The following is a 20,382-nucleotide window of genomic DNA, read 5'->3' as shown; positions in this document are numbered from 1 at the left end:
GCGCGTTTGCGCGCAAGCATATGATTGCACCTATTCCAGATCTTTCCCCGACAGCCGCCGTCAGCTTTGCTGCCGTGGCCACCATCAACCACTTGCTGGCACAGGAACCGTGGGCGCGCAAGCAACTGGCCGTGCATGCCGGCAAGCTGGCTGCGATCGACACGGGCGCCATCGCCGTGCGCCTGCGCGTGGACGGCATCGGCATGCTGGAAACGGCGCCGGCTGATGTGCCGGCCAACGTCACCATCCGCGTGAAACTGTCGGATTTGCCCTTGATCGCGCAAAACCGCGAACGCGCGTTTTCCTATGTGAAAATCGAGGGCGATGCCGAGTTCGCCAATGCCATTTCCCAGCTGGGCAAGGGCTTGCGCTGGGACGCCGAGCATGACCTGGAAAAAGTGCTGGGCCCGATACTCGCCACGCGCGTGGCCAGCGGCGCGCGCGATGCGCTCGCCTTTGCGCGTGGCAGCCAGCAAAAACTGGCGGAAAACGTGGCCGAGTATTTCCTGGAAGAACAGCCGCTGCTGATCCGGCCCGCCAACCTCGTTGAATATTCCACCGGCGTCATGCGCGTGCGCGACGACGTCGAACGCCTGGCCAAGCGCCTTGCCAAGCTGGAAAAGGCGCATGCCGCCGTCCAGCCTTTGCCACCTTCACCGGATGTGTCTACATGATCTTGAAATTTTTGCGCCTGTTAAAAATCATCCGGGTATCCATCAAATATGGTCTTGATGAAATCGCCATTTCCGGCTTGAAAGTCCCGCGTACCGCCAAGCTGATCGACACCGTCATCTTCTGGCGCGACCTGTCCTCGCCGCGCGGCCTGCGCCTGCGCCTGGCGCTGGAAGAGCTCGGCCCCATCTTTGTCAAATTCGGCCAGGTGCTGTCGACCCGGCGCGACCTGATGCCGCCCGATATCGCTGAAGAACTGGCCCACTTGCAAGACAGGGTGCCGCCGTTCGACTCCGACCTGGCCATCGCGCAGATCACCAGGTCCTTGGGCGCTCACCCGGACCAGCTGTTCGCGCATTTCGAGCGCGACCCGGTGGCGTCCGCTTCGATTGCCCAGGTGCACTTCGCAACCTTAAAAAATGGCAAGGAAGTGGCCGTCAAGGTCTTGCGCCCTGGCATGAAAAAGCTGATCGACGAAGACGTGGCGCTGATGCATATCGCCGCCGACTGGACCAGCCGCCTGTGGGCCGACAGCAAGCGTTTGAAGCCGCGCGAAGTGGTGGGCGAATTCGACAAATACCTGCACGACGAGCTCGACCTGATGCGCGAGGCGGCCAACGCCAGCCAGCTGCGCCGCAACTTTGCCGATTCGAACTTGCTGCTGGTGCCTGAAATGTACTGGGATTATTGCTCCAGCAGCGTGATCGTGATGGAGCGCATGAATGGCATTCCGGTCTCGCAGACCGACCGCCTGCTGGCCGCCGGCGTGGACTTGCGCAAACTGTCCACCGATGGCGTCGAGATTTTCTTCACGCAAGTGTTCCGCGACGGCTTTTTTCATGCCGATATGCACCCGGGTAATATCCTGGTGTCGATCGCGCCGGAATCGTTTGGCCGCTATATCGCGCTCGACTTCGGCATCGTCGGCACCCTGAACGACTACGACAAGGATTATTTGTCGCAGAACTTCCTGGCCTTCTTCCGCCGCGACTACAAGCGCGTGGCCGAAGCGCATATCGAATCGGGCTGGGCGCCCAAGGAAACCCGCGTCGACGAGCTCGAAGCGGCCGTGCGCGCCTGCTGCGAGCCGATCTTCGATCGCCCGTTGAAGGATATTTCCTTCGGCCAGGTGCTGTTGCGCCTGTTCCAGACCTCGCGCCGCTTCAATGTGGAAGTGCAGCCGCAGCTGGTGCTGCTGCAAAAGACCCTGCTCAATATCGAAGGCCTGGGACGCCAGCTCGATCCGGAACTGGACCTGTGGCAGACGGCCAAGCCGTATCTGGAAAAATGGATGAGCAAGCAGGTGGGGCCGCAGGGCTTCATGGAGCGCCTGCGCGCGGAGGCGCCGCGCTATGCGCATATCTTCCCGCAACTGCCGCGCCTGGTGCACCAGGCGCTGACGGTGGCCGGCGAGCCGCGCGAAAACGAGGTGGAGCTGATGAAAACCTTGCTGGCGGAACAACGCCAGACCAATCGCCTGCTGAGCTTTATCGTGTACTTTGTCGGCGCCTTTGCGCTCGGCGCGCTGGGCTTCCAGCTGTATATGCGCTGGCACCAGCTGGCGTTTTAAGCGCCTGTCAAGGACAGTGATGGCCAACTTCCAGACTCGCGATCCGCTCTCGCCCGCCTTCTGGGACGAGCGTTTCGACCAGCAATTCACGCCCTGGGACCAGGGCGGCGTGCCGCGGCGCCTGGCGCAGTTTGTCGCCGGCAGCCCGGCGCCGCTGCGCTGCCTGATTCCGGGCTGCGGCTCGGCGTACGAGCTGGCCCATATGCTGGACGCCGGCTGGGACGCCACGGCGATCGACTTTTCGCCCGCCGCCGTGGCCGCGGCGTGCGCGTTGCTCGGCGACCAGGCCGGCAAGGTGGAGCAGGCCGACTTCTTTGCCTGGCAGCCAGCCGCTTCCCTCGACCTGATCTACGAGCGGGCCTTTCTGTGCGCCATGCCGCGCGCCATGTGGCCGCAAGTGGCCGCGCGCTGGGCCCAGCTGCTGGCGCCAGGCGCCATGCTGGCCGGCTACTTCTTTTTTGACGACCACGCCAAGGGGCCGCCGTTCGGCATCGACCGGGAGCAATTGTTTGCCTTGCTGGCGCCGCATTTTGACTGCCTGGCCGACGAAAGCGTCGACGATTCGATTGCCGTGTTTGCCGGCAAGGAACGCTGGATGAGCTGGCGCCGCAAAGCCGGCTGAAGCCGCCCCGGCTATTTCTGCTAAGCGCCGGGGAAAAGCTTTATAATTCAGGGTTTTTGATGATTTTTGCGGAGTTCTGATGCCGATTTACGCTTACCGCTGTGAAGAGTGTGGTTTTGCCAAGGATGTCTTGCAAAAGATGTCCGATCCCGTATTGACGGTCTGTCTGTCGTGCGGCAAGCCCAGTTTCAAGAAACAATTGACCGCCGCCGGCTTCCAGTTGAAGGGCACCGGCTGGTACGCCACCGATTTCCGTGGCGGCACGGCGCCGACCACCGCGATTCCGACCGGGCCTGCCGAGAGCGCCAAGCCTGCGGCCGACAGCGCGCCAGCTGCCGCGCCGGCCCCTGCGGCAACGCCGGCCGCCAGCCCAAAAGCGGACTGAAGCACTGCGGCGCAAGCCGCAGCCCGTGGCCATTACCGAGAAACCGATGCGTAAATACTTTATTACCGGATTGCTGATTTTAGTGCCGCTGGCCATCACGGTCTGGGTGCTGAACCTGGTGATCGGCACGCTGGACCAGTCCTTGTTGCTGGTGCCGCAACGTTTTCGTCCGCAGTCGCTGTTTGGCTTTGACATTCCCGGCCTGGGCACGATACTGACCATATTGATCGTGTTCCTGACCGGTTTGCTGACCAACAACCTGGTCGGCAACTACGTGGTGAAACTGTGGGAGCGCCTGCTGCAGCGCATTCCCATCGTCAACTCCCTGTATTCGAGCGTCAAGCAGGTGTCGGACACCCTGTTTTCCTCGTCGGGCAACGCGTTCCGCAAGGCCGTGCTGGTGCCGTATCCGCATCAGAACTCGTGGACCATCGCCTTTTTGACGGGCGTGCCGGGTGGCGATGCGGCCAGGCATCTGGTGGGCGACTATGTCAGCGTGTATGTGCCGACCACGCCCAACCCCACATCGGGCTTTTTCCTGATGATGAAACGCAGCGACGTGGTCGAGCTCGACATGAGCGTCGACGCGGCGCTCAAGTACATCGTCTCGATGGGCGTGGTGGCGCCCGCGGAAGTTGTCGCTGTACCAGGACCGGGACTGGCTCCGGCAGTCAAAGAATAAAGGCAGGCGTCCCATGCGGGACGTGGCCGGATTGAACACTCACTAACCTGAACTGAGAATTTTATGTCTATGCGTACTGAATATTGCGGCCTCGTCACCGAAGCCATGCTGGGACAAACCGTCAGCCTGTGCGGCTGGGTACATCGCCGCCGCGACCACGGCAGCCTGATCTTCATCGACCTGCGCGACCGCGAAGGCCTGGTGCAAATCGTCTGCAACCCGGAACAGGCCGAGATGTTCAAGGTCGCCGAAGCCGTGCGCAATGAATTCTGCCTGCGCGTGACGGGCGTGGTGACCAACCGTATCGAAGGCACGGTCAACAACAACCTGAAATCGGGCAAGATCGAAGTGGTGTGCTCGGAACTGGAAGTGCTGAATCCTTCCGTGCCGGTACCGTTCCAGCTGGACGACGACAACCTGTCGGAAACGACGCGCCTGACGCACCGCGTGCTGGACTTGCGCCGCCCGCAAATGCAGAACAACCTGCGCCTGCGCTACAAGGTGACGATGGAAGTGCGCAAATACCTCGACAACCTGGGCTTTATCGACATCGAAACGCCGATGCTGACCAAGTCGACCCCGGAAGGCGCGCGCGACTACCTGGTGCCGTCGCGCGTCAACGCCGGCAGCTTCTTCGCGCTGCCGCAGTCGCCGCAGCTGTTCAAGCAACTGCTGATGGTGGCCAACTTCGACCGCTACTACCAGATCACCAAGTGCTTCCGCGACGAAGACCTGCGCGCCGACCGCCAGCCTGAATTTACCCAGATCGACTGCGAAACGTCGTTCCTGACGGAACAGGAAATCCGCGACCTGTTCGAAGACATGATCCGTGTGGTCTTCAAGAACACCCTGGACATCGACTTGCCTGACCCGTTCCCGGTGATGGATTTTGCCGAAGCGATGGGCCTGTACGGCTCCGACAAGCCGGACATGCGCGTCAAGCTGGCGTTTACCGACCTGACCGAAGTGATGAAAACGGTCGAGTTCAAGGTCTTCAACGGCGCCGCCAACATGAAGGGCGGCCGCGTGGTGGGCCTGCGCATTCCAGGCGGCGGCAGCATGCCGCGTTCGGAAATCGACGCCTACACCCAGTTCGTCGCCATCTATGGCGCCAAGGGCCTGGCCTACATCAAGGTCAACGAGAAAGCCAAGGGTCCTGAAGGCCTGCAGTCGCCGATCGTCAAGTTCCTGCCGGCCGACGTGCTGGCCACGATCATCGAGCAGACCGGCGCGCAAGACGGCGACCTGATCTTCTTCGGCGCGGACAAGGCGAAGGTCGTCAACGACGCCATCGGCGCGCTGCGCGTGAAAATCGGCCACAGCGAATTCGGCAAGAAAGCCGGCCTGTTCGACGACGTGTGGAAGCCATTGTGGGTGGTCGACTTCCCGATGTTCGAACACGACGAAGAAGCGGACCGCTGGACCGCCACCCACCATCCGTTTACGGCGCCGAAAGACGGCCATGAAGACATGCTGGAAAGCGACCCGGGCGCCTGCATCGCCAAAGCCTACGACATGGTCCTGAACGGCTGGGAACTGGGCGGCGGTTCGATCCGTATCCACCGCGAAGAAGTGCAGTCGAAAGTATTCCGCGCACTGAAGATCGACGCCGAAGAAGCCCAGCTGAAATTCGGCTTCCTGCTCGACGCGCTGCAATACGGTGCGCCGCCGCACGGTGGCCTGGCATTCGGCTTGGACCGTATCGTGACCATGATGACCGGTTCCGAATCGATCCGCGACGTGATCGCCTTCCCGAAAACCCAGCGCGCGCAAGACCTGCTGACCCATGCGCCGTCGGAAGTGGATGAGAAACAACTGCGCGAACTGCATATCCGTTTGCGCAGCGCCGATCCTAAAGTAGTGTAAGGCGAGGGCGGCGGCTGTTGTGGCCGCCGCTGTTGACGCTGAGCTATACAAAAAAAGGCGCTGACAAGGCGCCTTTTTCATTGTTGATATGACCTATAAAATTCCCGTTTCCGTGCTGGTCGTCATACATACGGCCGACCTCGACGTGCTGCTGATCGAGCGCGCGGGGCAGCCTGGTTTCTGGCAGTCGGTGACCGGCTCGATCGATGACGCCGATGAACCTTTGTCGCTGGCGGCCACGCGCGAGCTGTTCGAGGAGACCGGCATCGTCGCCGATGGGCAGCACATCGCGCTGCTCGACTGGCAGCTGTCGAATATCTACGAGATCTATCCGGTCTGGCGCCACCGCTATGCGCCTGGCGTGATGCACAATACGGAACACGTGTTCAGCGTGCGGGTGCCGCGCGACTGCGTGGTGACCGTCAATCCGCGCGAACACCTGCGTTATGCGTGGCTGCCGTACCTGGCGGCCGCCGACCAGTGTTTTTCCTCTTCCAATGCGGAAGCCATTTTGCAATTGCCGGCCATCACGGGCCTGAACCCTGGCCTGGCGCCACAAGAAAGTACCTGATGCTGAACTGGAATTATCTAACGTTGCGGCAAAAACTGGGCGGCGCACTTGGTGTCGTCTTCTGCGTGCTGGTGATCCTGGCGCTGTTTCGTTATACAACGCCCGACAGGACGCCGCCGATCGGCTTGCCGCTGGTCATCCTGGGTTGGCTGCTGCATCCAGGTATATTTACATATGGCAAACAGAAGGTCACCTGGCGCGGCGCACCGCTGCTGGTCAAGATCGTGTGGGCCGCCGCCATCACGGCCCTGCTGGTCAGCGTGACGGCCGGCGTGGGACGCATGCTGGGCTGAGCAAACGATGCGGCGGGGCGCAGGCGCGCACCATTGAGTGCAGCGAAAAGCCCCGGTCTCGGAGTAGAATCGATGCATGAAAATCCGCGTAGCAACTTATAATATACACAAGGGCGTGTCCTCCGTGCGGGGGCTGCCCCGTGTACACGCCCTCAAGCAGGCGATCGCCCTGTTCGACGCCGATGTCGTGTTCCTGCAGGAAGTGCAGGGCAAGCACGACCGCAATGCGGCCCGCTATGGCGCCGAGACGCATGGCCACAAGCACTGGCCGGAGGCGTCGCAGCATGAGTTCTTTGCCGGCCCCGAGCACCATACGGCCTATGGCATGAACGCCGTGTATGACCATGGCCACCATGGCAACGCCTTGCTCAGCAAATATCCGATCGGCTCGCAGATCAACCACGACGTGTCCGACCATGCGTATGAACAGCGCGGCATTCTGCATTGCGTGCTGCAAACGCCACAGGCCGACGTGCACTGCTATGTGGTGCACCTGGGCCTGTTCGAGTCGGGCCGGGGCCGCCAGACGCAGGCCCTGATCGACGCCGTGATGGCCTCGGCGCCGAACGGCGAGCCGGTGATTATCGCCGGCGACTTCAACGACTGGCGCAATACCCTCAGCGACAAGCTGAGGAATGCCCTGGGCGTGGTGGAGGTGTTTGACCAGCGCGCCTCGAACTCCGCGCTGGGCGACCTGGTGCGTACCCTGGCGCGGCGCCAGGCGCGCCCGCCCGTGCCGGTGCCGGCGCGCACCTTTCCGGCCGCCTTGCCGTGGTTCCGGCTCGACCGCATCTATGTGCGCGGCTTCCAGGTGGAAGGCGCACAAGTGATGCACGGCACCCTGTGGGCCAAACTGTCGGACCATGCGCCGATCGTCGCCGCCTTGAAACTGGCATAGAGTTGCGCATGCGTTCAGTCCATTACACAGCCCATAACGACATCAAGCTGCTCTATTGCGGCACTGACTACTTTCCCGCATTGATCGGCGCCATCGACAGCGCAAAAAAAGAAGTCTATTTCGAGACCTATATCTTTGCCGACGACGCCACCGGCGCCCTGGTGCTGGACGCCCTCAAGCGTGCCGCCGCGCGCGGCGTGCTGGTGTGCATGATTACCGACTGGTTCGGCACGGGGCGCCGCCGCGTCAACGCCATGCATGCCCAGCTGGAGGCGGCCGGCGTGCATCACCGCGTGTTCAATCCGTGGTTCTTGCGCGGCATCACGCGCACCCACCGCAAAATTTGCGTGGTCGATTACGAAGTGGCGCTGGTGGGCGGCATCAATATCAACGATGACATGTTCTGCGATTACGACCACAATATCAGCCTGGAAGCGCCGCGCTGGGATTTCGCCGTGCAGGTCAAGGGGCCGCTGGTCGACGCCATCCATATGGAAGCCCAGGCGCAGTGGGCGCGCCTGGGCAAGATGAACCTGGTGCGCCGCATCAAGCTGTACCGCAAGATGCGGGTGGTCGGCAAGGAGCTGGCGAAAAATCCGGTGGTGGCCGGTTTTGTCGTGCGCGACAATCTGCGCAACCGCCGCACCATCCAGCGCGCCTATCTGCAGGCGCTGGGCCAGGCGCGCAAAAGCGTGATGCTGGCCAATCCGTATTTCGCGCCCGGCCACAAGCTTCGGCTGGCACTGGCGCGCGCCGCCCAGCGCGGGGTGGACGTGGTGCTGTTGATCGGTGTGGGCGAGTTCCGCATGCAGGACGCGGTGGCCCATTCGTTCTACCCGAAACTGCTGGCGGCCGGCGTGAAAATCGTCGAATACCGCAAGACCCAGCTGCACGCCAAGGTGGCGGTGGTCGACGACGACTGGGCCACTGTCGGGTCGAGCAATATCGACGCGCTGAGCCTGTTCCTGAACCAGGAAGCCAATGTGGTGATCAAGGACGTGGCGTTTGCCCAGGCCTTGCGCCAGCATATAGAACAGGGCATTGCCGACGGCAAGGTGATCCACCAGGACGACTTCAAGCATATCGGCCGGGTGCAGCGCATCGGCTATGAGCTGGCGTTCTGGACTTATCGCCTGGTGATGCGCATTTTTTCAGTGGGGAAATACGCATGAGCGACGAAAAGAGTGGCGCAGCCAATCTGCGCATCGACAAATGGCTGTGGGCGGCGCGTTTTTTCAAGACGCGCACCCTGGCCAGCGAAGCCGTCGATACCGGTAAAGTCAAGGTCGGCGGCGAGCGCGTGAAACCGGCACGCGGCCTGCGCATCGGCGACGAGCTGGCCATCGACAATGGCTCCGACACCTGGGAAGTGGCAGTGCTGGGCCTGTCCGACAAACGCGGTGCGGCGCCCGTGGCGCGCCTGCTGTATGCGGAAACGCCGGCCAGCATCGCGCGCCGCGAACAGGCGCAGGAAGAACGCAAGCTGTTCCGCGAGCCGGGCAGTACCATCAAAGGGCGGCCGACCAAGCGCGACCGTCGTCAACTGAGCAAGGCCGGCGACCTCTCCTGAGTTCGTGCCATACCCTGTTTCCTGGCGGTGACAGGCGGCCAGGTATTGCTGCATCACACTAATAGAACACCCGCTCTAAATTTCGTGTTTGACTTTTGCCGCACACTGGATAATAGTACGAGCGTTCGGATTTTTTCACGGCGTGCTTTTTTTTGCTGCCGGGGAAAAATCCACCAGACCGGCAATATCACTTCAGAACGGACATTTTGAATACTTCAGTCAAATTCATGCGCAAGGGCGAACTGACGCGCGCCGCCATTCTCGACGTGGCGCTGGATCTGTCCAGCCGCGACGGCCTGGAAGGGCTGACCATCGGTCTGCTGGCGGACAAGATGAACATGAGCAAATCGGGCGTGTTTGCCCATTTCGGCTCGCGCGAAGACTTGCAGATGGAAGTGCTCAAGCTCTACCACCATCGTTTCGAGCAGGAAGTATTTTTCCCGAGCATGAAAGAGCCGCGCGGCATTGCCCGCCTGCAATCGATGTTTGCGCGCTGGGTCAAGCGCGTCAGCGTGGAAATCGCCTCGGGCTGCATCTATATCAGCGGCGCCGTCGAGTATGACGACCGCCCGGGCCCGATCCGCGAATCGCTGGTGGCCATGGTGCAAGCCTGGCAGGGCGCCTTGCTGCGCAGCGTGCAGCAGTCGATCGCTTCGGGCGACCTGAAGGCAGGCACCGACGCGCAGCAGATGGTGTATGAAATGTACGGCCTGATCCTGGCCCTGCATCACGACGCGCGCTTCTTGCGCGTGCCGGGCAGCATCGAACGGGCGCAGCGCGGTTTCGAGCGCCTGATCGAGTCGTACCAGAACCACGCCACCAGTACCGAATGAGCAGTCAGGAGAACAAGCAGTTCAGCAGCATCCGCAACAAAGAACATGTCGCACATACAAACATTCAGCTAATGCCTTGAGGAGAAAATAATGGGTCAATACGTCGCGCCTATCCGTGATATGCAATTCGTTCTGCATGAGTTCCTGAACGTCGGTGAAGAACTCAAAGCCATGCCCGATTACGCCGAGGTCGATGCCGACATCATCAACCAGGTACTGGAAGAGGGCGCCAAATTTACCTCCGAAGTGCTGTTCCCGCTGAACCATTCGGGCGACCGCGAAGGCTGCAAGCACGACGCGGCAACCCACACCGTGACCACGCCGAAAGGCTTCAAGGAAGCGTACAAGCAGTATGTCGACGGCGGCTGGGCGGCGCTGGCCTGCGATCCGGAATACGGTGGCCAGGGCTTGCCGGTGGTGCTGAACAACTCGTTCTATGAAATGCTGAACTCGTCGAACCAGGCCTGGTCGATGTACCCTGGCCTGTCGCACGGCGCCTACGAGTGTCTGAAGGAACACGGCACCGACCACCAGAAACAGGTCTACCTGCCGAAGCTGGTGTCGGGCGAATGGACCGGCACCATGTGCCTGACCGAGCCGCATTGCGGTACCGACCTGGGCCTGCTGCGCTCGAAAGCGCTGCCACAGGACGACGGTTCGTGGCTGATCACCGGCAACAAAATCTTTATCTCGGCCGGCGAGCACGACATGGCGGAAAACATCCTGCACCTGGTGCTGGCCCGCGTGCCGGACGCACCGGAAGGCTCGAAAGGCATTTCGCTGTTCCTGGTGCCGAAGTTCCTGCCGAAGGAAGACGGCTCGGTCGGTGAGCGCAACCCGATCACCTGCGGCGCCATCGAAGAAAAAATGGGCATCCACGGCAACTCGACCTGCCAGATGAACCTGGACGGCGCGCGTGGCTGGATCATCGGCCAGCCGAACAAGGGCCTGAACGCCATGTTCGTGTTCATGAACGCGGCCCGCCTGGGCGTGGGCATGCAGTCGCTGGGCCTGACGGAGATCGCGTTCCAGAACGCGCTGATCTACGCCAAGGACCGCACCCAGATGCGTTCGCTGTCCGGCATCAAGAACCCGGAACTGCCGGCCGACCGCATTATCGTGCACCCGGACGTGCGCCGCATGCTGCTGACGGGCAAAGCCTACGCCGAAGGCGCACGCGCTTTCACGTCCTACGTGGCGCTGCAGATCGACCGCGAACTGCACCACCCGGACGCCGACGTGCGCAAGGAAGCGGCCGACGAAGTCGCGCTGCTGACGCCCGTGATCAAGGCCTTTATCACCGACAACGCCTGGATCGCCACTTCGGAGGCGATGCAAGTGTTCGGCGGCCACGGCTATATCGCCGAATGGGGCATGGAACAATATGTGCGCGACGCGCGCATCAACATGATCTACGAAGGCACCAATACCATCCAGTCGCTGGACCTCCTGGGCCGCAAGATTTTGGGCGACAACGGCGCCAAGCTGCGCAAGTTCGGCGAGAAGATCAAGGCGTTTGTCGAAGACAACGGCACCGACGAAGCGATGAGCGAATTCGTCACGCCGCTGGGCGACCTGGGCGACAAGGTCACCAAGCTGACCATGGAAATCGGCATGAAGGCGTTCCAGAATCCGGACGAAGTGGGCGCGGCCTGCGTGCCTTACCTGCGCGTGGTCGGCCACATGATCTACAGCTATTTGTTCGCGCAGATGGCCAAGATCGCGCTGGAAAAGGAAAGCTCCGGCGACACCTTTTACACCGCCAAGCTGGCCACCGCGCGCTTCTATTTCGCCCGCCTGCAACCTGAAACGGCCACCCTGATCCGCCAGGCGCGTTCCGGCTCGGCCAACCTGATGGCACTCGACGCAGACCTGTTCTAAGACTTGAGGAAAATATGACCAATTTCATCGTTAAAAAAGTTGCCGTTCTCGGCGCCGGCGTGATGGGCGCGCAGATCGCCGCCCATTGCATCAACGCGAAAGTGCCGGTGGTGCTGTTCGACCTGCCTGCCAAGGAAGGGCCAAAGAACGGTATCGTGCTGCGCGCCATCGAGAACCTGAAAAAACTCTCGCCTGCGCCACTGGGCAACAAGGACGACGCAGCCCTGATCCAGGTCGCCAACTACGAAGACAACCTGGACCTGCTGGCCGGTTGCGACCTGATCATCGAAGCCATCGCCGAGCGCATGGACTGGAAACACGATCTGTACCAGAAAGTGGCGCCGCATATCGGCCCGAACGCGATCTTCGCGTCGAACACTTCCGGCCTGTCGATCACCAAGCTGGCCGAAGGCTTTGACGCGGACCTGAAGTCGCGCTACTGCGGCGTGCACTTCTTCAATCCGCCGCGCTATATGCACCTGGTCGAAATCATCCCGACCGAGTCTACCCGCCCAGAAATTTCCGATCAGCTGGAAGGCTTCCTGACCACCACCCTGGGCAAGGGCGTGGTCCGCGCCAAGGATACGCCGAACTTCATCGCCAACCGCGTGGGCGTGTTCGGCATCCTGGCCATCGTGCACGAAGCCGAAAAATTCGGCCTGTCGGTCGATGTGGTCGATGATTTGACCGGCGCCAAGCTGGGCCGCGCCAAGTCGGGCACCTTCCGCACCGCCGACGTGGTCGGCCTGGACACCATGGGCCACGTCATCAAGACCATGCAGGACTACCTGCCGAACGACCCGTTCGCCGCCGTCTACAAGACGCCGGCCGTGCTGGCCAAGCTGGTGGAAAAAGGCGCGCTGGGCCAGAAGAGCGGCGCCGGCTTCTACAAGAAGGTCGGCAAGGAGATCCAGCGCCTGGACTTCGCCACCGGTGAATACGTCGCCGGCGGCGCCAAGGCGGCCGACATCATCGCCCGCATCCTGAAGGAAAAGGATCCGGTCAAGAAGATGAAGGCGCTGCACGATTCGACCAATCCACAGGGCCAGTTCCTGTGGGCGATCTTCCGTGACGCCTTCCACTACATCGCGATTCACCTCGACACCGTGGCCGACAATGCGCGCGATATCGACTTCGCCATGCGCTGGGGCTTCGGCTGGAACGTCGGCCCGTTTGAAACGTGGCAGGCCTCGAACTGGCTGCAAGTGGCCAACTGGGTCAAGGAAGATATCGATGCCGGCCGCGCGCTGTGCAACGCACCGCTGCCGGCCTGGGTCTTCGAAGGCCCGGTCGCTGACAAGGGTGGCGTGCACACTGCCGAAGGCTCGTACTCGGCTGTGTCGAACAGCTTCGTGCCGCGCTCGAACCTGGCCGTGTATGACCGCCAGCCGTTCCGCGCGCCAGTCATTGGCAGCGGCGCGGTGGATGGAAAAACCGCCGGTACCACCGTCTTCGAAGACGAATCGGTGCGCGTCTGGCACAGTGGCGACGATGTATTGATCATCTCGTTCAAGACCAAGATGCACGTGATCGGCGAAGGCGTCATCAATGGCCTGAAGCTGGCCCTGGCGGAAGCCGAGAAGAACTTCAAGGGCCTGGTGATCTGGCACGCGGACGCAGCCGAAGGCGGCGCGTTCTCGGCCGGCGCCGACCTGCAGTCGGCCCTGCCGGCCTTCATGCAAGGTGGCGTCAAGGCGGTCGACCCGATCATCGCCGAACTGCAGAAAACCTTTATGTCGCTGAAATACGCGAACGTGCCGGTGATCGCCGCGGTGGCGGGCCTGGCGCTGGGCGGCGGCTGCGAGCTGGCGCTGCATGCGTCCAAGCGTGTCGCTTCGATCGAGTCGTATATCGGCCTGGTGGAAGTGGGCGTGGGCCTGATTCCCGCCGGCGGCGGTTTGAAGGAAGCGGCGCAGCGCGCCGCAAACCAAGCCAACGGCAATGACATCCTGCAATTCCTGAAAGTGGGCTTTACCAATGCCGCTACCGCCAATGTGTCGAAGTCGGCGCTGGAAGCGAAAAAGATGGGCTATCTGAAGCAAGACGACGTCATCGTCTTCAATCCGTACGAGCTGCTGCACGTGGCGAAAGTCGAAGCGCGCGCCATGTTCGACGCCGGTTTCCGTCCGCAACTGCCATCGCTGATCCAGGTGACCGGCCGTTACGGCTGGGGCACCATCAAGGCGCAGCTGGTCAATATGCGCGACGGCGGCTTTATCTCCGCGCACGATTTCAAGCTGGGCGAAATGATCGCCGAGATCGTCTCGGGCGGCGACGTCGACCAGGGCAGTTTTGTCAGCGAACAGTGGCTGCTGGACATGGAACGCAAGGCCTTCCTGGAATTGCTGAACCATCCGAAAACGCAGGAACGCATCATGGGCATGATGCAGACCGGCAAGCCAGTGCGTAACTAAATCGATAAGCGAAAGCAGACTATGAGCAAACAACTTCAAGACGCCTATATCGTCTCCGCCACCCGCACGCCGATCGGCAAGGCGCCGCGCGGCATGTTCAGGAACACCCGTCCCGACGACCTGCTGGTGCGCGTGCTGCAATCGGCACTGGCGCAAGCGCCGGGCCTGGACCCGGCCCTGATCACCGACGCCATTATCGGCTGCTCGTTCCCGGAAGCGGAGCAGGGCTTCAATATCGCCCGTCAATCCGTGCTGCTGGCCGGCATGCCGAAAACCGTCGGCGGCGTGACCGTCAACCGTTATTGCGCCTCGGGCATCACCGCGATCGCCATGGCCGCTGACCGCATCCGCGTCGGCGAAGCCGACGTGATGATCGCCGGCGGCATCGAGTCGATGTCGATGGTGCCGATGATGGGCCATCACCCATCGATGAACCTGGACATGTTCAGCGACGAGAACATCGGCATGGCCTACGGCATGGGCCTGACGGCCGAAAAAGTGGCGCAGCAATGGAAGGTGACGCGCGAGCAGCAGGACGCGTTCTCGGTCGAATCGCACCGCCGCGCCATCGCCGCCCAGCAAGCCGGCTTCTTCAAGGCCGAAACCACGCCGGTCGAGATCATCACGCGCACGCCGAACCTGGCCACCGGCCAGGTTGATGTCAGCCGCCGCACCGTCGACACCGACGAAGGCGCGCGTGCCGATTCGACCATGGAATCCTTGGCCAAGCTGAAACCGGTCTTCGCCGCCAAGGGCAGCGTCACCGCCGCCAACAGCTCGCAGATGTCGGACGGCGCCGGTGCGCTCTTGATCGTCAGCGAAAAAATCCTGCGCGAGCATAACCTGACGCCGCTGGCCAAGTTCTCGTCGTTCGCCGTGCGCGGCGTGCCGCCGGAAATCATGGGCATCGGTCCGAAGTTCGCCATTCCCGCCGCCTGCGCCGCCGCCGGCATCACCCAGGACCAGCTGGACTGGATCGAGCTGAACGAAGCGTTCGCCGCGCAAGCGCTGGCCGTGATCGGCGACCTGGGCCTGGACCCATCGAAAGTGAACCCGATGGGTGGCGCGATCGCCCTGGGCCACCCGCTGGGCGCGACCGGCGCCATCCGCGCCGCCACCGTGATCCACGCGCTGCAGCGCACCAAGCAGAAGTACGGCATGGTGACGATGTGCGTCGGGGCTGGCATGGGCGCCGCCGGAATTTTTGAACGCGTATAACGCGGTACTGCGATAACAACAAAGGCGCTGCGGACTGTTCCCGGCGCCTTTTCATTTTGGAGACACCATGGACATTTTGTGCAGCAAGAGCGACGGCATACTGACGCTGGAATTCAACCGCCTCGAACGCAAGAACGCGATCACGGGCGCAATGTACCAGACCCTGGCCGACGCGCTGGTGGCGGCCGAAACCGACACCGACGTACGCGCGATTGTCTTGTGCGGCAAGCGCGAGATTTTCACGGCTGGTAATGACCTTGAAGATTTCATGAAAACGGCGCGCCCGAAGGACGGCTCGCTCGACCATGACCGCCCGGTATTTCAGTTCATGCGCGCATTGTATGGCTGCGGCAAGCCGGTGGTGGCGGCCGTTTCCGGCCCGGCCATCGGCATCGGCACCACCATGCTGATGCACTGCGACCTGGTCTACGCGGCCGACAACGCCAGCTTCTCGATGCCGTTCACCCAGCTGGGCCTGTGCCCGGAATTCGCCTCCAGCCTGCTGTTCACGCAACTGGCCGGCTACCCGCGCGCGGCCGAAAAACTGATGCTGGGCGAGTCCTTCCCGGCCCAGGAAGCGCTGGAAATGGGCCTGGTATCGAAAGTGCTGCCGCTGTACGAACTGATCCCGTTCGCGCAAGCCCAGGCGGCCAAGCTGGTGGCCCTGCCGGCAGCCTCTATCCGCGCCACCAAGCGCCTGATGAAGCAAAGCCGCATCGAGCCGATCAAGGCGGCCATCGCCGACGAAAACCAGCTGTTCAGCGCCATGCTGGGCGCGCCGGAAGCGAAGGAAGCCTTTACGGCGTTCTTTGAAAAGAGGAAGCCCGATTTCAAGCAGTTCGCCTGATCGCCTGGTTCCGTTACTGTTGCCGCATCTGCGCCGCCAGTTCCAGCCAGGCGCGCGCCGCTGGCGGCAAATATGCTTGCCGGCGCCAGGCCAACGTCATGTGCCAGTCGGTGTGCGGTTCATCGAGCGGCGCGCGCCAGATGCCCGCGTGCGTGTATTTTTCCGCCAGCATGCGTGGAAAGAAGGCCACGCCCAATCCCGCTGCCACCAGGTCGACGATAAAGTCGATCTGGGCGCTGCGCGCGGTGATCTTCGGCTGCACGCCCTTGCGTGCGCAGGCGTCGAGGATGATGCGGTTCAATGCGAAGCCGCCTTCGAACAGGATGAAGGGCGTGCTGGCCAGTTGCGTGAAGTCGACGCGCGCGCTGCCCGCCAGCGGATGGCTGGCCGACATCAGCGCCACCAGCGGCTCGACCCGCACGTCCTGGCAATCGAAGTCGGCATGCACGGGCGCCAGGATGGCCGCCACGTCGATCTCGCCCGCGTGCAGGCATTCGTTGAGCTTCTGGCCGCCGTGTTCGAGCAAGGCGATCTCGATGTCGGGATAGCGGCTGCGGTAGGCGGCGAACATGACGGCAAATACCACGCCGCTGCCCACTGGCGGTATGCCGACTCTCAGCACGCCGCGTTGCAAGCCCTTCAGTTCATCGAGTTCGACCAATAAATCCTGGCGTTCGGCCAGCATCGTCTGCGCGCGGCGGTAGGCGATGTCGCCGGCCGGCGTCAGTTCGATGCGGTGGCCCAGGCGGTTCAGCAAGGGCAGGCCCAGTTCCTCTTCCAGCGTTCGGACGGCCTTGCTGATGGCCGACTGGGTCAGCGACACGGTTGCCGCCGCCTGCGAAAAGCCGCCCTGGCGCACTACTTCGACAAAGATGCGCAGCGTTCGTAGATTCATCGGTATTCCATTGGCGACTGGCTAGTAGAAAAATAAGTTGTTTGCATCATAGCAAAGGCGACCTTATGCTGGCCATCTCCCCACACCTCGCCGACGCCGGCTGCCTGTCATGATTATTTCCTCCGCCTCCGACTACCGCGAAGCGGCACGCCGCAAGCTGCCGCGCTTCCTGTTCGACTATATCGACGGCGGCGCCTACGCCGAGCATACCCTCGCTGCCAATACCGCCGACCTGGCGTCGGTCGGCCTGCGCCAGCGCATCCTGAAAAACGTCGGTCAGCTGAGTCTGGAGACCGAGTTGTTCGGCCAGAAGCTGGCCATGCCGGTGATTTTGAGCCCGGTCGGCCTGACGGGCATGTACGCGCGCCGCGGCGAAGTCCAGGCGGCGCAGGCGGCCGCCAGCAAGGGCGTGCCGTATTGTTTGTCGACCGTGTCGGTATGCCCGATCGAGGAGGTGGCGTCGCACAGCAGCGCGCCGATCTGGTTCCAGCTGTATGTGCTGAAAGACCGCGGCTTCATGCGCAATGCGCTGGAGCGGGCGCAGGCCGCCGGCGTCACCAACCTGGTGTTCACGGTGGACATGCCGACCCCGGGCGCGCGCTACCGCGATGCCCATTCCGGCATGTCGGGGCCGTACGCCGCACCGCGCCGCATGCTGCAGGCGGTGACGAAGCCGGCTTGGGCATACGATGTCGGACTGATGGGGCGCCCCCATGACCTGGGCAATATCTCCAAGTACCTGGGCAAGGCGATTACCCTGGAAGACTATATCGGCTGGCTGGCGAACAACTTCGATCCGTCGATCAGCTGGAGCGACCTGGAGTGGATACGCGACTTCTGGAAGGGACCGATGATCATCAAGGGCATCCTCGACGCGCAGGACGCCAGGGATGCCGTCAGTTTCGGCGCCGACGGCATCGTCGTGTCGAACCATGGCGGGCGCCAGCTCGACGGCGTGCCGTCCACCGCCCATGCTTTGCCGGCGATTGCGCAGGCGGTCGGCGGCGACCTGACGGTGCTGGCCGATTCGGGCGTGCGTTCCGGCCTTGATGTGGTGCGCATGCTGGCGCTGGGCGCCCGTGGCGTACTGCTGGGGCGCTCCTCGGTGTATGCGCTGGCGGCCGATGGGCGGCACGGCGTGGAAAACCTGCTCGACATTTTTGCCCGTGAAATGCGGGTCGCCATGACGCTCACCGGCGTGACGGCGATCGACCAGATCGATGCATCCATCCTGGTGCATGGTCGCGGAGCTTGATGAACCGGTGGATAATTATTTGTAGACGACTGGTCTAATCGTGCTATACTATGTTTCATGAAAGCCGAATACACCGACGTCCGCCAGCACATCCTTGACCAGGGCAAGGCCATCATCACCCGCAAGGGCTTTGCCGGCGTGGGCCTGAACGAGATCCTGGCCGCCGCTGCCGTGCCGAAGGGCTCGTTCTACCATTACTTCAAGTCCAAGGAGTTGTTTGGCGAAGCGATGCTGGCCGATTATGTGCAGCGCTACCTGGCCGAAATGGAAGGCGTGCTGACCCGGCCTGGGCAGAGCGCGGCGCAGTCCCTGATGGATTACTGGGCCAGCTGGACCAGCGAGAGCCTGGACGGCAGCGGTTGTGACTGCCGCTGCCTGGTGGTCAAGCTGAGCAGCGAAGTGGCGGACATGTCCGAACCGATGCGCAAGACCTTGCTCGACGGTACCAGCCGCATTATCGGCAGGCTGGCGCTGGCCATCGGGCAGGGCAGGGTGGACGATTCCCTGCCGTCGGTGGCGGACCCGGCGCACATGGCCTCTGTCCTGTACCAGCTGTGGCTGGGGGCTGCCATGCTGACCAAGCTGCGGCGCGACGACAGCGCCCTGAAGGCGGCCTGGCAGGCAACCTTGACGATGCTGGAACTGCCGCCAGGCGGCGCTTGATGAACACACGCGGATGCGCCACATCCGCCTTTTTTTCATACTGGACGTAGACGACCAGTCTAATAATAAGGAGTGATACATGAAAAACTTTGAATTCCATAACCCGACCAAGATCGTCTTCGGTGCCGACACCGTCGCCAGGCTGTCGACGCTGGTGCCGCACGACGCGCGCGTGCTGATTCTCTACGGCGGCGCCAGCGCCGAAAAGACCGGCACCCTGGCCGAAGTGCGCGCCGCACTGGGCCAGCGCAGCGTGCAGGAGTTTGGCGGCATCGAGCCGAACCCCAGCTATGAAACCCTGATGCGGGCCGTGGCGCAGGTGCGCAGCGAAAAGCTGGACTTCCTGCTGGCTGTCGGCGGTGGTTCGGTTATCGACGGCACCAAGTTCGTCGCCGCCGCCGCCCTGCATGACGGCGAAGCCTGGGACATCGCCGAACGCGGCGGCGCCAATATCGCACAGGCCTTGCCGTTTGGCGCGGTATTGACCCTGCCGGCCACCGGTTCGGAAATGAATAGCGGCGGCGTGGTAACGAAAAAAGCCACGCATGACAAACTGAGTTTCCGCAGCCCGCTGCTGTATCCGCAGTTTTCCGTGCTCGACCCCAGCAAGACCTTCACCCTGCCGGCCAAGCAGGTCGCCAATGGCCTGGTTGATGCCTTCGTGCATACCACCGAGCAGTACCTGACCTATCCGGTGCAGGCGCGGGTGCAGGACCGCTTTGCCGAAGGCCTGCTGCAGACCCTGGTCGAGATCGCGCCGCAGGCGGTGGCATCGCCCGACGACTACGAAACACGCGCCAACCTGATGTGGACCGCCACCCTGGCCCTGAATGGCCTGATCGGCGCCGGCGTGCCGCAGGACTGGGCCACCCACATGATCGGCCATGAACTGACTGCCCTGTACGACATCGACCATGCGCGCACTCTGGCGCTGGTGCTGCCCGCACTGCTGGACGTACAGCGCGAGCAAAAACGCGGCAAGTTGCTACAGTATGGCGAGCGCGTCTGGAACATCACCGAAGGCAGCGACGATGAGCGCATAAGCGCCGCCATCGCCCACACCCGCGCCTTCTTTGAAAGCCTGGGCATTCCCACCCGTTTGTCCGCCTATGAGCTGGGCCAGGAGGCGGTGGAAGCGGTACTGAAGCAACTGGCAGCACATGGCATGACCGCACTGGGCGAGCACCGCGATATCGACCTCGCGCGCAGCCGACTTATCCTCGAAGCAGCACTGTAACCCACCCTCG

Annotated in this window: 20 protein-coding genes; 19 read left to right on the top strand and 1 reads right to left on the bottom strand. The window is 62.5% G+C overall.

Features of this window, described 5'->3' with window-relative positions:
• Positions 1-20: 20 nt before the first annotated feature.
• The 16 genes from ASR47_RS22725 (at position 21) to ASR47_RS22650 (ending at position 16,322) form a co-directional block, all read left to right on the top strand.
• Positions 21-674: a ubiquinone biosynthesis accessory factor UbiJ gene (locus ASR47_RS22725; protein WP_150127941.1), complete on the top strand. Its 654-nt coding sequence runs from the start codon at positions 21-23 to the stop codon at positions 672-674.
• A complete protein-coding gene (gene ubiB / locus ASR47_RS22720) occupies positions 671-2,242 on the top strand; it encodes a ubiquinone biosynthesis regulatory protein kinase UbiB (RefSeq protein ID WP_065310079.1) in 1,572 nt (523 codons plus the stop codon). Before ASR47_RS22725 ends, ubiB begins: the two co-directional genes overlap by 4 nt.
• 19 nt (positions 2,243-2,261) lie before the next feature.
• Entirely contained in the window at positions 2,262-2,864 is a 603-nt protein-coding gene (locus tag ASR47_RS22715) for a methyltransferase (protein ID WP_065310078.1), read from the top strand.
• A 79-nt stretch (positions 2,865-2,943) separates the two neighbouring features.
• Positions 2,944-3,249: an FmdB family zinc ribbon protein gene (locus ASR47_RS22710; protein WP_065310077.1), complete on the top strand. Its 306-nt coding sequence runs from the start codon at positions 2,944-2,946 to the stop codon at positions 3,247-3,249.
• A 46-nt stretch (positions 3,250-3,295) separates the two neighbouring features.
• Positions 3,296-3,931 carry a DUF502 domain-containing protein gene (locus ASR47_RS22705; protein ID WP_065310312.1) on the top strand — a complete coding sequence of 212 codons (636 nt, stop codon included), beginning with the start codon at positions 3,296-3,298 and terminating at the stop codon, positions 3,929-3,931.
• Between the two features lie 69 nt (positions 3,932-4,000).
• Positions 4,001-5,797 carry an aspartate--tRNA ligase gene (gene aspS, locus ASR47_RS22700; protein ID WP_065310076.1) on the top strand — a complete coding sequence of 599 codons (1,797 nt, stop codon included), beginning with the start codon at positions 4,001-4,003 and terminating at the stop codon, positions 5,795-5,797.
• A gap of 88 nt (positions 5,798-5,885) precedes the next feature.
• A complete protein-coding gene (gene nudB, locus ASR47_RS22695) occupies positions 5,886-6,368 on the top strand; it encodes a dihydroneopterin triphosphate diphosphatase (RefSeq protein WP_065310075.1) in 483 nt (160 codons plus the stop codon).
• Positions 6,368-6,661 (top strand): hypothetical protein, encoded by a 294-nt coding sequence (locus ASR47_RS22690; protein WP_065310074.1) that lies wholly within the window; start codon positions 6,368-6,370, stop codon positions 6,659-6,661. The genes nudB and ASR47_RS22690 overlap by 1 nt, the downstream gene beginning before the upstream one ends.
• A gap of 76 nt (positions 6,662-6,737) precedes the next feature.
• Complete coding sequence (locus ASR47_RS22685; RefSeq protein WP_065310073.1) at positions 6,738-7,559, top strand: endonuclease/exonuclease/phosphatase family protein; 822 nt, start codon at positions 6,738-6,740, stop codon at positions 7,557-7,559.
• An 8-nt stretch (positions 7,560-7,567) separates the two neighbouring features.
• The gene (clsB, locus tag ASR47_RS22680) at positions 7,568-8,731 is read left to right on the top strand and encodes a cardiolipin synthase ClsB (RefSeq protein ID WP_065310311.1); all 1,164 of its coding nucleotides are present in this window, start codon (positions 7,568-7,570) and stop codon (positions 8,729-8,731) included.
• On the top strand, positions 8,728-9,129 hold the full coding sequence (locus ASR47_RS22675; RefSeq protein WP_065310072.1) for an RNA-binding S4 domain-containing protein: 402 nt from the start codon (positions 8,728-8,730) through the stop codon (positions 9,127-9,129). Before clsB ends, ASR47_RS22675 begins: the two co-directional genes overlap by 4 nt.
• Before the next feature lie 227 nt (positions 9,130-9,356).
• Positions 9,357-9,962, top strand: coding sequence for a TetR/AcrR family transcriptional regulator (locus ASR47_RS22670; RefSeq protein WP_065310071.1), 606 nt, complete (start codon positions 9,357-9,359; stop codon positions 9,960-9,962).
• 90 nt (positions 9,963-10,052) lie between these two features.
• Positions 10,053-11,843 (top strand): acyl-CoA dehydrogenase C-terminal domain-containing protein, encoded by a 1,791-nt coding sequence (locus tag ASR47_RS22665; protein ID WP_065310070.1) that lies wholly within the window; start codon positions 10,053-10,055, stop codon positions 11,841-11,843.
• A 14-nt stretch (positions 11,844-11,857) separates the two neighbouring features.
• Positions 11,858-14,257, top strand: coding sequence for a 3-hydroxyacyl-CoA dehydrogenase/enoyl-CoA hydratase family protein (locus tag ASR47_RS22660; RefSeq protein ID WP_065310069.1), 2,400 nt, complete (start codon positions 11,858-11,860; stop codon positions 14,255-14,257).
• A gap of 21 nt (positions 14,258-14,278) precedes the next feature.
• Positions 14,279-15,475: an acetyl-CoA C-acyltransferase gene (locus ASR47_RS22655; protein ID WP_065310068.1), complete on the top strand. Its 1,197-nt coding sequence runs from the start codon at positions 14,279-14,281 to the stop codon at positions 15,473-15,475.
• A 67-nt stretch (positions 15,476-15,542) separates the two neighbouring features.
• On the top strand, positions 15,543-16,322 hold the full coding sequence (locus ASR47_RS22650; RefSeq protein ID WP_065310067.1) for an enoyl-CoA hydratase: 780 nt from the start codon (positions 15,543-15,545) through the stop codon (positions 16,320-16,322).
• A 13-nt stretch (positions 16,323-16,335) separates the two neighbouring features.
• On the opposite strand, the gene ASR47_RS22645 is transcribed toward ASR47_RS22650, so the two are convergent.
• Positions 16,336-17,217 (bottom strand): LysR substrate-binding domain-containing protein, encoded by an 882-nt coding sequence (locus ASR47_RS22645; RefSeq protein WP_065310066.1) that lies wholly within the window; start codon positions 17,215-17,217, stop codon positions 16,336-16,338.
• Positions 17,218-17,326: 109 nt separating this feature from the next.
• Between ASR47_RS22645 and lldD the strand changes: the two genes are divergently transcribed.
• From lldD to ASR47_RS22630, 3 genes are all read left to right on the top strand, one after another.
• Positions 17,327-18,472: an FMN-dependent L-lactate dehydrogenase LldD gene (gene lldD / locus ASR47_RS22640; protein WP_065310065.1), complete on the top strand. Its 1,146-nt coding sequence runs from the start codon at positions 17,327-17,329 to the stop codon at positions 18,470-18,472.
• A 57-nt stretch (positions 18,473-18,529) separates the two neighbouring features.
• Positions 18,530-19,135 (top strand): TetR/AcrR family transcriptional regulator, encoded by a 606-nt coding sequence (locus ASR47_RS22635; RefSeq protein WP_065310064.1) that lies wholly within the window; start codon positions 18,530-18,532, stop codon positions 19,133-19,135.
• Between the two features lie 79 nt (positions 19,136-19,214).
• Positions 19,215-20,372 (top strand): iron-containing alcohol dehydrogenase, encoded by a 1,158-nt coding sequence (locus ASR47_RS22630; RefSeq protein ID WP_065310063.1) that lies wholly within the window; start codon positions 19,215-19,217, stop codon positions 20,370-20,372.
• Positions 20,373-20,382: the final 10 nt, after the last annotated feature.

Origin of the sequence: Janthinobacterium psychrotolerans (assembly GCF_001677885.1) — a bacterium.
Lineage (GTDB): Bacteria > Pseudomonadota > Gammaproteobacteria > Burkholderiales > Burkholderiaceae_D > Janthinobacterium > Janthinobacterium psychrotolerans.
Note: the sequence above shows the minus strand (reverse complement) of the source record. Positions and strands in the feature narration are given on the sequence as shown.

Bases quoted from the DNA above. Each gene is read 5' to 3' on its own strand.
- ASR47_RS22635 (WP_065310064.1), top strand. From the start codon at position 18,530: ATGAAAGCCGAATACACCGACGTCCGCCAGCACATCCTTGACCAGGGC.
- lldD (WP_065310065.1), top strand. From the start codon at position 17,327: ATGATTATTTCCTCCGCCTCCGACTACCGCGAAGCGGCACGCCGCAAG.
- ASR47_RS22665 (WP_065310070.1), top strand. From the start codon at position 10,053: ATGGGTCAATACGTCGCGCCTATCCGTGATATGCAATTCGTTCTGCAT.
- ASR47_RS22675 (WP_065310072.1), top strand. From the start codon at position 8,728: ATGAGCGACGAAAAGAGTGGCGCAGCCAATCTGCGCATCGACAAATGG.
- ASR47_RS22655 (WP_065310068.1), top strand. From the start codon at position 14,279: ATGAGCAAACAACTTCAAGACGCCTATATCGTCTCCGCCACCCGCACG.
- aspS (WP_065310076.1), top strand. From the start codon at position 4,001: ATGCGTACTGAATATTGCGGCCTCGTCACCGAAGCCATGCTGGGACAA.
- ASR47_RS22670 (WP_065310071.1), top strand. From the start codon at position 9,357: ATGCGCAAGGGCGAACTGACGCGCGCCGCCATTCTCGACGTGGCGCTG.
- nudB (WP_065310075.1), top strand. From the start codon at position 5,886: ATGACCTATAAAATTCCCGTTTCCGTGCTGGTCGTCATACATACGGCC.
- ASR47_RS22690 (WP_065310074.1), top strand. From the start codon at position 6,368: ATGCTGAACTGGAATTATCTAACGTTGCGGCAAAAACTGGGCGGCGCA.
- ASR47_RS22715 (WP_065310078.1), top strand. From the start codon at position 2,262: ATGGCCAACTTCCAGACTCGCGATCCGCTCTCGCCCGCCTTCTGGGAC.
- ASR47_RS22710 (WP_065310077.1), top strand. From the start codon at position 2,944: ATGCCGATTTACGCTTACCGCTGTGAAGAGTGTGGTTTTGCCAAGGAT.
- ASR47_RS22685 (WP_065310073.1), top strand. From the start codon at position 6,738: ATGAAAATCCGCGTAGCAACTTATAATATACACAAGGGCGTGTCCTCC.
- clsB (WP_065310311.1), top strand. From the start codon at position 7,568: ATGCGTTCAGTCCATTACACAGCCCATAACGACATCAAGCTGCTCTAT.
- ASR47_RS22650 (WP_065310067.1), top strand. From the start codon at position 15,543: ATGGACATTTTGTGCAGCAAGAGCGACGGCATACTGACGCTGGAATTC.
- ASR47_RS22660 (WP_065310069.1), top strand. From the start codon at position 11,858: ATGACCAATTTCATCGTTAAAAAAGTTGCCGTTCTCGGCGCCGGCGTG.
- ubiB (WP_065310079.1), top strand. From the start codon at position 671: ATGATCTTGAAATTTTTGCGCCTGTTAAAAATCATCCGGGTATCCATC.
- ASR47_RS22645 (WP_065310066.1), bottom strand. From the start codon at position 17,217: ATGAATCTACGAACGCTGCGCATCTTTGTCGAAGTAGTGCGCCAGGGC.
- ASR47_RS22705 (WP_065310312.1), top strand. From the start codon at position 3,296: ATGCGTAAATACTTTATTACCGGATTGCTGATTTTAGTGCCGCTGGCC.
- ASR47_RS22630 (WP_065310063.1), top strand. From the start codon at position 19,215: ATGAAAAACTTTGAATTCCATAACCCGACCAAGATCGTCTTCGGTGCC.
- ASR47_RS22725 (WP_150127941.1), top strand. From the start codon at position 21: ATGATTGCACCTATTCCAGATCTTTCCCCGACAGCCGCCGTCAGCTTT.